At 70.8% G+C, this 209-nt stretch carries 1 protein-coding gene; it reads right to left on the bottom strand.

Going from position 1 to position 209, the window contains the following annotated elements:
• A partial coding sequence (locus tag AB3X94_RS42410; protein WP_368614525.1) for a hypothetical protein occupies positions 1-209 on the bottom strand: 209 nt, incomplete at both ends.

Genomic DNA, 209 nt, shown 5'->3' with positions numbered 1-209 from the left:
TCGGCGCGCTGATCGAGCCATCCGCAAGCACGATCGAACCACCGCCCAGCGCCCGGGCCGTGCTCGACGCCGTGCCGTACAGCTGGCCACCGTTGACCGCGTCCACGCTCGATGCCCGCACTGCGCCCGCAGCCACCCCCGTCACCGTACGGTTGCCCGCGGTGCCTGCCACGTTGATCGCCGAACCGTCAGCGTCTTTTGCCACCGTG

The organism is Paraburkholderia sp. BR10923 (genome assembly GCF_040948765.1).
GTDB lineage: Bacteria > Pseudomonadota > Gammaproteobacteria > Burkholderiales > Burkholderiaceae > Paraburkholderia > Paraburkholderia youngii.
The sequence above is the reverse complement of the archived record's forward strand: the minus strand, read 5'-3'. Positions and strand labels throughout refer to the sequence as shown.